This is a genomic window from Arthrobacter sp. NicSoilB4 (assembly GCF_019977335.1).
Lineage (GTDB): Bacteria > Actinomycetota > Actinomycetes > Actinomycetales > Micrococcaceae > Arthrobacter.
In genome coordinates, this window is record NZ_AP024653.1 from 392,009 (window position 1) to 405,145 (window position 13,137).

Genomic DNA, 13,137 nt, shown 5'->3' on the forward strand with positions numbered 1-13,137 from the left:
CGATCCCACCCGTTTTCCGAACCCGCCTGTTCACAGTTCCTCCGGCTTCTGCAGCAGCTCGTCGATCCGGGTCAAGTAGCGGCCGCCGCGCAGGCCGTCGCTGACCCGGTGGTCCGCGGAGAGCGTGGCAATAACGGCGGGACGGATGCCGAGCATGCCGTTTTGCGCCCAGGGTTGTTCCATGACCCTGCCCAAGCCGAGCATCGCGACCTGCGGGGGATAGATCACACCGAAGACGCTCTCCACACCCAGATCGCCGAGATTGGTCACTGTGATGGTGGGGTCCGCCATCTCGGCGCGCTGCAGCCGGCCGGCGCGGGCACGGCTGACGAGGTCCCGCAACTGCTCCATCAGCACGTCCACGGCCAGCGTGTCGGCGTCGTGGATGGCGGGGGCCACGATGCCGCCCTGCCGCAGGGCCACGGCGACGCCGAGGTGCACGGACGCGCTGGGGCGGAACCCGCCGTCGTCGTAGAAGCCGTTGACCTCCTGCACGTCCTTGGCCGCGAGCGCCGCGGCCTTCAGCAGGAGGGCCGAGGGGACCAGCCGGGAGGCCACCGGGCGCTGCGCGTTGACGGACTGCATCCATTCGACGGCGGCCCGTAGGTCCAGGGTGGTGCTCAGATAGTAGTGCGGGATGGTCTTCTTCGACCGCGACATCAGGGCGCCGACGGCGCGGCGCAGGCTGGCAACGCGCTCGCGGGCCTCTGCTGTTTTGCCCGCCTGGGGCGCCTCCGTTGCCTGTCCTTCCGGCGGGGGAGCGGTCCCGGCCGTACCTGCCTCCGGGACACCTTCCCCGGGGCCCCCGGCGACCGGAACCGCGGCCGGTGTCCTGCTGCCTGCGGCGAGCTGGACGTCCGCCACGGTCACGGCACCCTCCGGGCCGGTGCCGCTGACGGACGCAAGCTCGACGCCGAGTTCGGCGGCGAGCCTCCGGGCCCGGGGCGAGGAACGCACGCGTCCGGCGGACGGCCTCGCCGCGACGGCGTGCTCCACGTCGGCCCGCGTGATGGCGCCGCCCTTGCCGGTCCCGTGGATCCTGGCCGGATCGACTCCCAGCCTGTGGGCCAGATGCCGCAGCGGCGGCGCGATCGGGGGAGCGTCCCCCGGGGCGGTCTGTACAGCGGCGGTCTGTACAGCGGCGGTCGGCGCGGCGGCAGCCCGGGCCGGGGGCGCCCCGGCGGCGGATGACGGGACAGGGGCGGGCGGCGGGACAGGGGCTCCGGTCCCGGTCCCGGTCCCGGTCTCCGCCGGAGTCGGGGTGATGCGGGCCAGCGGCGTCCCGATCGGAACCGTCGCCCCGGGATCCACGAGCAGTTCGGCGACCACTCCCTCCTGGAAGGACTCCACGTCCATGACGGTCTTGTCCGTGTCCACCACTGCCACGAGATCGCCGCGGCGGACGTAGTCGCCGGGCTTGACCAGCCATTCGACGATCTTGCCGTGTTCCATGTCGGCCCCGAGCGAGGGCATCAGGAAGTCAGCCACCGGCGCTGACCGCCTGCCGGGCCGCCGCGGTGATCCGGTCCACAGACGGCAGTGCCGCAAGTTCCAGATGCTTGGCGTAGGGGATCGGCACTTCGGCGCTGCAGACCCGGCCCACCGGCGCGTCCAGGTCGTAGAACGCGTTTTCGGTGATCCGGGCGCTGATTTCGGCGGAGATGCTGCCGCTGCGCCAGCCTTCATCCACCACCACGGCGCGGTGGGTCTTGCGGACGGAGGCGAGGATGGCGGCGTCGTCGAGGGGGCGGAGCGTGCGCAGGTCCAGCACTTCGGCGTCGATACCCCCGGCCTCAAGCTGGCCGGCGGCGTCGAGAACGGCGGGAAGTGTCCCGCCGTAGGTGATCAGCGTGATGTCCGTGCCGGGCCGCCGCACGGCGGCGGTGTCGATGTCCACGGCCCCGGCATCGTCGTCGAGTTCGCCGGCGACGTTGTAGAGCGAGCCGTGTTCGAAGATCAGCACCGGATCGGGGTCCTGCAGCGCTGTCCACAACATCCCGCGGGCGTCGGCCAGGGTGGCGGGGGCCAGGATGCGCAGGCCGGGGATGTGCGCGAACCAGCCCTCCAGGCTGTGCGAATGCTGGGCGCCCAGCTGGCGGCCGGCACCCGTGGTCATCCGGATCACGATGGGGACGTTGAACTGTCCGCCGGACATGTGAAGCAGGCTGGCCGCGTTGTTCACGATCTGGTCGAGGGCCAGCAGGCTGAAGTTGACGGTCATGATCTCCACAATCGGACGCATTCCGGCCAAGGCCGCCCCGATGCCGGCGCCGACGAAACCGGACTCGGACAGCGGGGTGTCACGGATGCGGTCCGGGCCGAATTCCTCCAGCAGCCCCAGGCTTACGGCGAAGGACCCGCCATAGGAGCCCACGTCTTCGCCCATCAGGAAGACCCTTTCGTCGCGGAGCATCGCGTCGCGGATCCCGGCCCGGAGCGCCTCGCGGTAGCTGGATTTCATGGCCGGCTCCGACGGCCGCCAGCGCCGGCCCCGTTGTCCCCGGCACGCTCCCCGGCGCGGTCGCCAGTGCGCTCGCTGTAGACGAAGCGGGCCAGGTCCTCCACGGGTTCGAGCGTCCCGGTTTCGGCGAACCCGACGGCGGCCGTGACCTCGGCATCGGCGTCCGCCTGCAGCTGGCTCCACTCCTGGGCGGAGAGCTGGCCTGCGGCCTCCATCGAGGCGCGGAGCAGGGCGATGGGGTCGCGTTCGAGCCATTGGGCTACTTCGGCTTTGTCCCGGTACCGTTCCGGGTCGAACATCGAGTGGGCCCGGAATCGGTAGGTGCGCAGTTCGAGGAAGTGCGGTCCGCCCCCGGCGCGGACCGCCTCGACGGCGCGGCGGGCGGCGTCTTCGACGGCGAGGACGTCCATGCCGTCCACGGCCCAGGCCGCTATCTCGTAGCCGGCGGCCTTGAGGGCAATGTCCGTCTGGGATTCCGAACGGCCCAGCGCGGTTCCCATGGCGTAGAGGTTGTTTTCGCAGCAGAAGAGCACAGGAAGCTGCCAGAGCGCGGCGAGGTTGAGGCTCTCGTGGAATTCACCCTCCGCGACGGCGCCCTCACCGAAGAAGCACACAGTGGCGCGGGAGCGGCCGGACATCTTGTCCGCGAGCGCCATTCCGACGGCGAGCGGCAGCCCGCCGGCAACGATCGCGTTGCCCCCGTAGAAGCGCGTGGCGGCGTCGAAGAGATGCATGGAGCCGCCCCGGCCCCGGCAGCAGCCCTCGACGCAGCCGTACATCTCGGCGAGGATCGCCCCGGCAGGGACCCCGCGGAGCAGGGCATGGCCGTGTTCCCGGTAGGTGGCGAGGACGGCGTCGTCCGGCTCCAGCGTTTCCAGGACGCCTGCCGCCACCGCTTCCTCGCCGATGTACACGTGCAGGAAGCCGCGGATCTTGGCGGCGCTGTAGAGCTCGACGCATTTTTCCTCCAGCCGGCGAACACGCAGCATCTGCAGCAGCAGGTGCCGGCCGTGCGCCGGGTCCAGGGGGCGGGCCGGAGGCTCGAGCGGTCCGGTCATTTCCGTGCCTCCGGCTCCGGCGCCCCAGCAGGTGTCTCAATGGTGGACGTGTCGCCTTCCGGCAGGCCCAGCTCGCGGGCCTTGAGCAGCCGCCGGAGGATCTTGCCGCTGCGGGTCCGGGGGAGGGCAACGGTGAACTCCAGCAGCCTCGGCGCCACGGCGGGGCCGAGCTTCTTCCGGGCAAAGCCGATGATCTCCAGCTGCAGTTCCTCGGACGGCTGCCGGCCGGGCCGCAGCTCCACGAAGGCCTTGACCACCTCGCCGGCCACCGGGTCGGGGACCCCGATCACCCCTGCCTCGGCCACGGCGTCGTGCTCCATGAGGCAGCTTTCCACCTCGAAGGGGCCGATCAGGTGCCCCGAGGACTTGATCACGTCGTCGCCGCGTCCGACGAACCAGTAGTACCCGTCGGCGTCGCGCTTGGCGAGGTCGCCGGTGAGGTACCAGCCGCCCGCAAAGCAGCGGCGGTAGCGTTCCTCCTCGTGCAGGTAGCCGCGGAACATGGAGGGCCAGCCCGGACGCAGGGCCAGTTCGCCCACCGCGTCCGGCGCCGTCACGAGGACCGCCTCGCCGTCGCGGACGACCGGCTTGTCCTGCGCGTCCCGGGCCACGATGCCCGCCTCGACGCCGGGCAGCGGCCGGCCCATCGAACCGGGGCGGATCTCGGTGGCGGCATAGTTGGAGATCATGATCCCGCCGGTTTCGGTCTGCCACCAGTTGTCATGCACGGGCTGGCCAAAGGCCTCCTGGCCCCAGACGACGACTTCGGGGTTAAGCGGTTCACCGACGCTGGCGACGAAGCGCAGGGCGGACAGGTCATGGCCCCGGGCGCGGTCCGCGCCGGCTTTCATAAGCATCCGCAGCGCTGTGGGCGCGGTGTACCAGACCGTGACGTGCTGTTCGGCGAGGATCCGGTACCAGCGGTCCGGGTCCATCTCCTCCTCGTCCACGATGGTCGTCACTCCGTGGGTCAGCGGCGCGATCACGCCGTACGAGGTGCCGGTGACCCAGCCCGGGTCGGCCGTGCACCAGTAGATGTCCTCCGGATGCAGGTCCAGGGCGGTAGTGCCGGTCGCATGGTGCGCGGTGACGGCGTCGTGCACGTGAATGGCGCCCTTGGGCGTTCCGGTGGTCCCGGATGTGAAGTGCAGCAGCGCCATGTCCTCGGCCTGTGTCGCGGCCGCCTCACCGTCGGCCGGCGCCGCGCGCATCAGCGCGGTGAGGTCCAGGGTGCCCGGCTCCGGGCGGCCATCTGCATCGGTCAGCAGCACGTGCCGGAGCTCCGGGAGTGAGTCGCGGAGCTGGGCTATTTTCTTTCGGTACAGCGCACGTGTGGTGACCAGGGCCCGGCCGGAGCCCAGGTGCAGCCGCTGGCGGACGGGTTCGGGGCCGAAAGCGGAGAACAGCGGACAGAAGACGCTGGCGTTCTTGAGGGTTCCCAGCACGGCAATGTAGAGCGCCGGACCGCGGCCGGTGAGTGAGAAGACGCGCTCGCCCCGCCCGATGCCGAGGCTCCGGAGCACGCTGGCGAAGCGGTTGGTCTGCCCGGCGAGTTCCGCGAAGGTGAGGGAGTGGCTGCTGCCGTCGGCCCGGACGAACCGCAGCGCCTCGTGCCCCGCGTGCCCGCCGGCGGCATGCCGGTCCACCGCCTCGTAAGCGATGTTGACGCCGCGGCCGCCGGGCAGCCCGGACAGCTCGCGGCGGGCTTCGTCCCAGGAGAACGCGGCGCGCGCGGCGTCATAGTCCACCAGGTTCGGCCGGACCCGGAAGCTGCCGACGTCTTTGGGGATGATGGGCCAGCGGGTGGAAGGATCCGTTCCTGCCGTCATGGTTCCATCGGACTCCTGCCCGGCGTGGCTGCCTAGAGTAATAAGGCCCGGCGCCGGCTGCCCGGGAATCTTCCCGAGGCTGCCCGACATCTAACGGGGCGGCGGGGAATCCCGTGCCGCCCAGCCACTAAACTGGGTCCCATGACTGCCACCAGTGCCCCTGCAGCTGACGCCGCTGCCGCCCGTGCCCGCCTGCTTGAACTGATCAAGGAGCTGGCCGTCGTCCGCGGCAAGGTCATCCTCTCCAGCGGCGCCGAAGCCGACTACTACATCGACCTCCGCCGGATCACGCTGCACCACGAGGCCTCAAAGCTGGTCGGCCAGGTCATGCTCTCACTGCTGGACGACGCCGGGATCGACTTTGAGTGCGCAGGCGGGCTCACCATGGGTGCCGACCCCGTGGGCACCGCCGTGATGCACTCCGCCGTCGACGCCGGACGACCCGTGGACGCCTTCGTGGTCCGCAAGGCGCAGAAGTCCTACGGCATGGGCCGCCAAGTGGAAGGCCCCTCCGTCGAGGGCCGCAAGGTGCTGGTGCTGGAAGACACGTCCACCACAGGCGGTTCCGCGCTGACCGCCGTCGAGGGTGTCCGCAAGGCGGGCGGCAACGTCGTCGCCGTCGCCGTGATCGTGGACCGTGACACCGGAGCCAAGGAAAAGATCGAGGCCGAGGCCGGCGTTCCGTACCTCTTCGCCTTCGGCAAGGACGAACTCGGCCTCAGCTAGGCGGTTCACCCCTCAGCGGACACGTGTAGACGGTGGTTGGGGTGTGATTTATCATTTCTAACATCCGCCAAAACACGCCCTCGGAGACCACGCGCCATGCTCCTTCCCGAAGAACTCCTCGGAACAGAACCCCTCAGCACCGTCAACCAGATCCAGAACCTCATCCTGGACAGCGCCGATTTCGAGGACTTCCTCAACGAGCTGGCCCGGTTCTCCGCGCACCAGGTGGCGGGCGCCGGGGACGATGCGCTGTGCGGGATCACGCTGTTGCGCGACCGCAAGGCCGCGACCATCGGCTGGAGCAGCGATTCCGCCCGTGAGGTGGACGAAATACAGTACCGGCTCTCGCAGGGCCCGTGCCTGACGGCGGCGCAGGAAGAGCGCGAAGTCTACGTCCCGGACCTGTTTGACGAGGACCGCTGGGGCCCGGACTACGCCACTGCCGTCGCTTCACACGGGCTGCGCTCGGTGCTCTCCGTGCCGTTCCACCTGCAGGGCGAGGCCCAGGCGGCGCTCAACCTCTACTCGGATGTGCCGCACAAGTTCGACGGCGATGTTGCCGCCCGGGCCCGCGGCTACACCCGCGAAATCTCCCAGGCGCTGCGGCTGGCCGTCCGCTTTTCCCTGCACACGGACAGCGCCACAAATCTCCGGGCCACCCTTGAATCCCGCACCGTGATCGACATGGCCATCGGGATCGTGATGGCGCAGAACCGCTGCAACCAGGAGACGGCCGTCAGGATCCTCACCGACGCGTCGAGCAACGGCAACGTCAAGCTCCGTGACATCGCCACCTCCCTGGTCCAGTCCGTGGGCGGCACGGCGTCCCGGACCCACTTCGAGGAGCCGGGCCGGCAAGAGGCCGGCTGAACCGGTAGCGCAATATGACTTGTGCGCCCCGCCGTTGGCCTATACGCTGGGTGAGGTTGAGCCGTCGGCCATAGATTCCTTATTTTTTTGGAGTACCTATGGACCAGTCTCTTAATGCCCACGTCAAAGTCGATACCGTTTCCGACACTGTCCGGATCGACGTTCTTGGCAGCCTCACACAGGCCTCCCGTCCCACCCTTATGCAGACCATCCAGCGCATCCGCCAGATGGGGATCACCTCCCACGTCCGGGTTGAGCTGGGGAGTGCTGCCTTCGTCGAGTCGTCCGCGCTGGCCGGACTCCGCAACGACCTGAACGCGATCGACGGCGGCGCCGCCCCGGGCGACGTCGCGGGCGCACTGCGGACCGGAAACGGTGTCTCGCTGGAGCTTTCCACGCACATTTTCGATCCGTCCGCCGCGCTGCAGCCGTTGGACCTGGCCGGGGAATTCACAGCCTCCATCGACGCCTCAGGTACGCGCCCGCTGACGGGCTACTCGGACGACGAACTGCTGGCCGCCAGCGATTCCGTGTTTGGGCTCCTGGACAATCCCGCCGATATGGCCCGCTCGGAACTCCTGGCCACCTACGACGAGATCGGCCTGGAAATCAGCCGCCGTGAAGTCGGCAGCACCCCCGAACCCGCCTAGGAAGCACCGGCCGCCGGACTGTGGCTGAGCTGTTATCCGGTGCCGTTTCTGATCCGGCTACCCCGGTGGCTACGGTAGAGATGTGCCGCATGAGCCTGAAGTTGAGGATGTGGGCGGGGCCGGCGACGCCGACGCCCGCGTGCTCCGGCACGCCGCCGAACTCAAGAGACTTTCCCGGCGGAGTTTCCTGATCGGCACGGGCTCCGCCTCCGTGCTGGCCGCCGACATGTTGTTCACCCGGCGGGTGCAGGCCGAGCGCCGGGTCCACCGGATCCTCACGGTGCCCGACGAGACGGCAGAGAAGTACTTTCCGCACGCCAGCTGGTTCCTCTTTCCCGGCTACAAGACCAGCTGGGAGGAAGCCCTGTGGATCCTGAACGCGTTGCGGGGGGCGCTGAACAAGCGGGGCCGGCTCGCCGCCGTCGGATACTCCAACGTGGGACTCGACATCGACCAGATCGTGATCGCGGTAGTGGAGCACGCCCGGGCCAACCAGCTGGACACGCTCTACTTCTACGGCCACAGCTTCGGCGGCATGGTGGCCACCCAGGTCGCCGCCCGCCTAAGGGAGCTTCACGGCATTGAGGTGGCGTTTATCCTGCTGGATTCCAGCCCGTACAGCAAGTACGACGTGCTGGACCAGAGCTGGTTTGAGGGCGTGGTCTTCCTCTACGAGAGCGGCTTCCGGTTCCCCACGGTGCTGCGTGGCGGCTATGAACTCGGCGAGCGGATGCTGCACAAGGACGAGCGCAGCTGGGGGCAGGTCCTGGACCAGACCCTGGAGCAGCTCTCGCCGATCGCGCCCTCCAGCACACTGATCCAGTCCGAGTCCGCTTACATCTACCACTTCGACGCCACCCGGTTCGCCGGAAAGCTCGGCGGGACAAAGATGGCGTTTATCGGCAATCCCCGCGACCGGACGGTGGATTACGACACGGCCCGCGACTCCTGGTCCCTGACCTTCAAGGACAACATGGCCTCCGACTCGCAACGGACCGACGGCGCCCGGCCGGCGCACGCCAGCCCGGGCTGGAATCCGTTCGTCTACCGGCCGGTCATCGAGGGCCTGCAGGACGAGCTTTTTCCGCTGCCCTCCGGCGGAGGCAAGAAGACCGCGTTCTAGTGTTCCGGCGTTTCAGCGTTCCGGTGTTCCAGGGTCCTGGCGCGGCGCCCTAGATCTGGTTCTTCAGGTCAGCGACAGAGTTCAGGACCTGGTTGGGCCGGAACGGGTAGGCGGCGATATCGTCCTTGTGGGTGATCCCGCTGAGCACCAGCACCGTGTGCAGCCCCGCCTCCATGCCGGCGATGATGTCGGTGTCCATCCGGTCACCGATCATGGCGGTGGTTTCCGAATGCGCGTCGATCTGGTTCATGGCCGAGCGGAACATCATCGGGTTCGGCTTGCCCACGATGTAGGGCTCCCGGCCGGTCGCCTTGGTGATGAGCGCCGCGATGGCGCCGGTGGCAGGCATCGGGCCGTCCTTCGAGGGCCCGGTGGCGTCCGGGTTTGTGGCGATGAACCTCGCCCCGCCCAAAATCAGCCGGATGGCCATGGTGATGGCCTCAAAGGAGTAGGTGCGGGTTTCGCCGAGCACCACGAAGTCCGGGTCCTGGTCGGTGAGGATAAAACCGGCTTCGTGCAGGGCCGTCGTGAGGCCCGCCTCGCCGATTGTGTAGGCCCGGTTGCCGGAATCCGAACCGCGCACCTGGTCCTTGAGGAACTGGGCGGTGGCCAGGGCCGAGGTCCAGATGTTCTCCTCCGGGATCTCCAGGCCGGAACTCTTCAACCGTGCGGCGAGGTCCCTGGGCGTGAAGATGGAATTGTTGGTCAGGACAAGGAAGCGCTTGGAGGTGTCCACCCAGCGCTGGATGAGTTCGGAGGCGCCCGGGATGGGCTGGTTCTCGTGGACCAGGACGCCGTCCATGTCGGTCAGCCAGCACTCGATCTCCTGGCCGCTGCGGTACACCGAGGACGTGGACCGCACGTCGCCGGAGTCTGAACGCTGGTCTGTCCCGTGGTCTTCGTACTGGTCCGCCATGGTGCCCTCCGCCGATAGTGTGCCGCTTCCGGTCCCAGTCTAATGTTGAGTCGTGACTGAACCCGAGACCCCCAGCGAACCCCCTGCCGGTACCGCGGCCGCCCCGGACGGCGAGCTGGAGCCCAAGGCGGAGGTCGGCGTCGGCCCCTGGGAAGGCGAACTGCCGGAGGGCGAGCACTGGGATCCGGACCTTCTGGCGGACGGGGACCGCCGCAATGTGCTGGACAAGTACCGCTACTGGAAGCACGAGGCGATCGTCGCGGAACTGGACTCCCGACGCCATAACTTCCATATCGCGATCGAGAACTGGCAGCACGACATGAACATCGGCACCGTCGTGCGGTCCGCCAACGCGTTCCTGGCGAAGGAAGTGCACATCATCGGACGGCGCCGGTGGAACCGCCGCGGCGCCATGGTCACCGACCGCTACCAGCACGTCCGCCACCACCCCACCGTTGACGACTTCGTGGCCTGGGCGCAGGGGGAGGGCCTGGCGATCATCGGCATCGACATCTTCCCCGACTCCGTCCCGCTGGAAACCTATGAACTGCCCAGGGACTGCGTCCTGGTGTTCGGGCAGGAGGGGCCCGGCCTGACAGCAGAAATCCACGAAGCGGCGGTGGATACCCTGTCGATCGAGCAGTTCGGCTCCACCCGCTCGATCAACGCCGCCTCGGCCGCGGCCATCGCGATGCACGCCTGGATCCGCCGGCACGTGTTCAACCAAATCCCGGGGTAGTACAGGACACCGGACGCCAGGGGCGAGTATTACAGGCCCGAGTGACCGGAAACACTGCCACCGGCGCGGGAATGGCTAGGATGGTTCCTAGCCGACGAGGTTCACTCCAGGGTCAACAGCCCGCAGACGAAATTCACTTTAGGAGTCAGCATGCCCATTGCAACCCCAGAGATCTACTCCGAGATGATCGACCGCGCTAAGACGGGCGGCTTCGCGTTCCCCGCCGTCAACGTCACCTCCTCCCAGACCCTCAACGCGGCCCTCCGCGGCTTCGCCGAGGCCGAGTCCGACGGCATCGTCCAGGTCTCCACCGGCGGCGCCGCCTACTGGTCCGGCGCCTCCACGAAGGACATGGTGGCCGGTTCGCTCGGTTTCGCCGCGTTCGCCCGCGAGGTCGCCAAGAATTACGGCGTCAACATCGCCCTGCACACGGACCACTGCCCCAAGGACAAGCTCGAGGGCTTCGTCCTGCCGCTGCTGGCAGCCTCCGAGGCCGAGGTCAAAGCCGGGCGCAACCCGCTCTTCAACTCGCACATGTGGGACGGCTCCGCCGAGACCCTGCAGGAAAACCTGCGCATCGCCCGTGAACTGCTGGAGCGCACCGCTGCCGCCAAGATGATCCTCGAGGTCGAGATCGGCACCGTCGGCGGCGAGGAGGACGGCGTCGAGAACGCCATCAACGACAAGCTCTACACCACCGTCGAGGATGCCCTGGCCACGATCGACGCGCTCGGTTCCGGCGAAAACGGCCGCTACATCACGGCGCTGACCTTCGGCAACGTGCACGGCGTCTACAAGCCCGGCGGCGTCAAGCTCCGCCCCGAAATCCTCAAGGACATCCAGGAGCAGGTGGGCGCCAAGATCGGCAAGGCCAACCCGTTCGACCTCGTCTTCCACGGCGGCTCCGGCTCCTCCGAGAAGGAAATCGCCGACGCGGTCTCCTATGGCGTGATCAAGATGAACATCGACACCGACACCCAGTACGCGTACACCCGTCCGGTGGTGGACCACATGTTCCGCAACTACGACGGCGTCCTGAAGGTCGACGGCGAGGTCGGCAACAAGAAGCTGTACGATCCCCGCGTCTGGGGCGCCTCCGCCGAGGCCGGCCTCGCGGCCCGCGTCGTCGAGGCTGCCCAGCAGCTCGGCTCCACCGGCAAGACGTTCTAGGCATGTCGGACGAGTTCCGCAAGAACCTGATGGGCCCCGAGCCTACGCTCCTGCCGGCCGAAACCGAGGTCTACCAGCACCTCGCGCTCGGCCAGGAGGCCCTGGACCTCGTGGCGAAGCACCCGACGTCCTCGCTGCTCTGGGCCGTGCTGGCCGAGGAAGCGTGGGCAGAGGGCCGGACCATCGATTCCTACGCCTACTCCCGCGTCGGCTACCACCGCGGCCTGGATTCGCTGCGCCGCAACGGCTGGCGCGGCGTCGGGCCCATCCCGTGGGAGCACGAACCCAACCGCGGCTTCCTGCGCGCCCTGTATTCGCTGGGCCGGGCGTCCGCGGCGATCGGCGAGGCCGAGGAACCGGAGCGGATCGAGAAGTTCCTCAAGGACTCCGACCCCTCCGCCAAGGAAGCCATCGAAGCCGAGAAACGCTAACCAGCAACGCACGGGTTAAACGACGACGGCGGGCGTCCACCGAAAGGTGGGCGCCCGCCGTCGTTAATGCGGAAGGTCAGCTGGTCTTGGCGAGGCCTGTGCGGGCCATCGCGTCTGCGTAGACGGTGCCCATCTCTTCGAGGTACTGCTCCTGGCGGGCCGGAGTGCCGGCGAAGGCGCGGCCGCTGAGCGAGCGGACCTTGTAGGTCTTGAGGCCGCGGCGCCAGATCATGGGCACTTCGGTCTTGAGGAGCAGGTTCGCGAGACGGTTGGCCTCGGTGCCGTGAGCCACAATCACGGAGGCGCGGGGCACCAGGGCGAGGAACTTCAGCAGCGGCTTCAGGCCCGCGGAGATCTGGTCCGGCGTGAACTTGCCGTTGGGCTCGCCCGGGACGTGCCAGGGGTGGACGTTCCACGGCATCACGTACTCCGGACGCAGGCCCAGCTTCCACTGGACGCCGAGCAGGCGGGTGGCGGCCTCGTCGTCGCCGGCGGTGATGAAACCCGATTCGTCCTCGGTTCCGATGTTGGAGAAGAGGCTGATGATGCGGCACTCGTCGACGTCGTGCATCGGGTCGACGTAGGGGACATTCGTGCCAGCTTTGGTTGCCTGCAGCGTGTCGCACAGCTCGTTGACGGCCGCGACGCTAGGTTCGTAGCGGCGGCTCAGAAGCTGTTCGCGGGAATTTTCAGTGGCCAAGGCTGTCATATATTGCTGAGTCTCCTGCGGGATTGGTAAAGCTGCCAGACCGTACGCGGGCACGCCGGGCACCGGGGCACGCCAAGTACGGTGTGGTTTGAAAATGTGGTGTGGACCGATTCCTGATCGATCTTTACTAGTCTATCAAGCCCTGCGAAATGAAGAGTCTGCCGGAGGCCCGGTTCCCGGAGCCACACGGCGCCGCGGCGTGCGGCTCCTCCCCGGGAATCCGGCCGGGAGAGGGCGATGCGGGGGGGCGCGGGCGGCCGCCGGGACCAAAGTCTGTGCAGACAGTCACATTTTTCCCGGCGATGAGTCCAGTGGATGGTCGAATGACCCGCCGCCACCGCAATCGGCTAAACTTGGGTGGTAAGAGCCCCGGAACTCTGGCGTTGGGTGTGAGCACAGCGGTAGATTCGGGGCATTCTCATGAACGGCGCTCGGTTGCGGTGACCACCTCTGTG

The 13,137-nt window shown here is 68.2% G+C and carries 13 protein-coding genes; 7 read left to right on the top strand and 6 right to left on the bottom strand.

From position 1 onward, the window contains the following. Nucleotides 1-30 precede the first annotated feature (30 nt). From LDO13_RS01885 to acsA, 4 genes are read right to left on the bottom strand one after another with little or no spacing between them, the layout of a single operon-like run. Complete coding sequence (locus tag LDO13_RS01885; RefSeq protein WP_224048398.1) at nucleotides 31-1,488, bottom strand: dihydrolipoamide acetyltransferase family protein; 1,458 nt, start codon at nucleotides 1,486-1,488, stop codon at nucleotides 31-33. Continuing rightward, a complete protein-coding gene (locus tag LDO13_RS01890; RefSeq protein ID WP_224048399.1) occupies nucleotides 1,481-2,461 on the bottom strand; it encodes an alpha-ketoacid dehydrogenase subunit beta in 981 nt (326 codons plus the stop codon). The genes LDO13_RS01885 and LDO13_RS01890 overlap by 8 nt, the downstream gene beginning before the upstream one ends. Then, on the bottom strand, nucleotides 2,458-3,519 hold the full coding sequence (pdhA, locus tag LDO13_RS01895; RefSeq protein WP_224048400.1) for a pyruvate dehydrogenase (acetyl-transferring) E1 component subunit alpha: 1,062 nt from the start codon (nucleotides 3,517-3,519) through the stop codon (nucleotides 2,458-2,460). The genes LDO13_RS01890 and pdhA overlap by 4 nt, the downstream gene beginning before the upstream one ends. After that, entirely contained in the window at nucleotides 3,516-5,348 is a 1,833-nt protein-coding gene (gene acsA / locus LDO13_RS01900) for an acetate--CoA ligase (protein WP_224048401.1), read from the bottom strand. Before acsA ends, pdhA begins: the two co-directional genes overlap by 4 nt. Nucleotides 5,349-5,489: 141 nt before the next feature. Between acsA and pyrE the strand changes: the two genes are divergently transcribed. From pyrE to LDO13_RS01920, 4 genes are all read left to right on the top strand, one after another. Then, nucleotides 5,490-6,074, top strand: coding sequence for an orotate phosphoribosyltransferase (pyrE, locus tag LDO13_RS01905; protein ID WP_224048402.1), 585 nt, complete (start codon nucleotides 5,490-5,492; stop codon nucleotides 6,072-6,074). Between the two features lie 96 nt (nucleotides 6,075-6,170). Beyond that, entirely contained in the window at nucleotides 6,171-6,944 is a 774-nt protein-coding gene (locus LDO13_RS01910) for a GAF and ANTAR domain-containing protein (protein ID WP_224048403.1), read from the top strand. Nucleotides 6,945-7,042: 98 nt separating this feature from the next. Then, nucleotides 7,043-7,594, top strand: a complete 552-nt coding sequence (locus LDO13_RS01915; RefSeq protein ID WP_224048404.1) for a hypothetical protein — start codon at nucleotides 7,043-7,045, stop codon at nucleotides 7,592-7,594. A gap of 82 nt (nucleotides 7,595-7,676) precedes the next feature. After that, nucleotides 7,677-8,717 carry a thioesterase domain-containing protein gene (locus LDO13_RS01920; protein ID WP_224048405.1) on the top strand — a complete coding sequence of 347 codons (1,041 nt, stop codon included), beginning with the start codon at nucleotides 7,677-7,679 and terminating at the stop codon, nucleotides 8,715-8,717. 49 nt (nucleotides 8,718-8,766) lie between these two features. Here LDO13_RS01920 and LDO13_RS01925 read toward each other — a convergent pair whose 3' ends face one another. Next, entirely contained in the window at nucleotides 8,767-9,633 is an 867-nt protein-coding gene (locus LDO13_RS01925) for an HAD-IIA family hydrolase (RefSeq protein ID WP_224048406.1), read from the bottom strand. A gap of 115 nt (nucleotides 9,634-9,748) precedes the next feature. On the opposite strand from LDO13_RS01925, the gene LDO13_RS01930 reads away from it, so the two are divergent. The 3 genes from LDO13_RS01930 to LDO13_RS01940 all read left to right on the top strand — a co-directional run bounded on the left by LDO13_RS01930 (nucleotide 9,749) and on the right by LDO13_RS01940 (nucleotide 11,973). Continuing rightward, nucleotides 9,749-10,372, top strand: coding sequence for a TrmH family RNA methyltransferase (locus tag LDO13_RS01930; protein ID WP_224049860.1), 624 nt, complete (start codon nucleotides 9,749-9,751; stop codon nucleotides 10,370-10,372). A gap of 150 nt (nucleotides 10,373-10,522) precedes the next feature. Further along, nucleotides 10,523-11,542 (top strand): class II fructose-bisphosphate aldolase, encoded by a 1,020-nt coding sequence (gene fbaA / locus LDO13_RS01935; protein WP_224048407.1) that lies wholly within the window; start codon nucleotides 10,523-10,525, stop codon nucleotides 11,540-11,542. 2 nt (nucleotides 11,543-11,544) lie between these two features. Then, a complete protein-coding gene (locus tag LDO13_RS01940) occupies nucleotides 11,545-11,973 on the top strand; it encodes a DUF3151 domain-containing protein (RefSeq protein WP_224048408.1) in 429 nt (142 codons plus the stop codon). A gap of 76 nt (nucleotides 11,974-12,049) precedes the next feature. Here LDO13_RS01940 and LDO13_RS01945 read toward each other — a convergent pair whose 3' ends face one another. Beyond that, nucleotides 12,050-12,682, bottom strand: coding sequence for a uracil-DNA glycosylase (locus LDO13_RS01945; RefSeq protein ID WP_224048409.1), 633 nt, complete (start codon nucleotides 12,680-12,682; stop codon nucleotides 12,050-12,052). Between the last annotated feature and the right edge of the window lie 455 nt (nucleotides 12,683-13,137).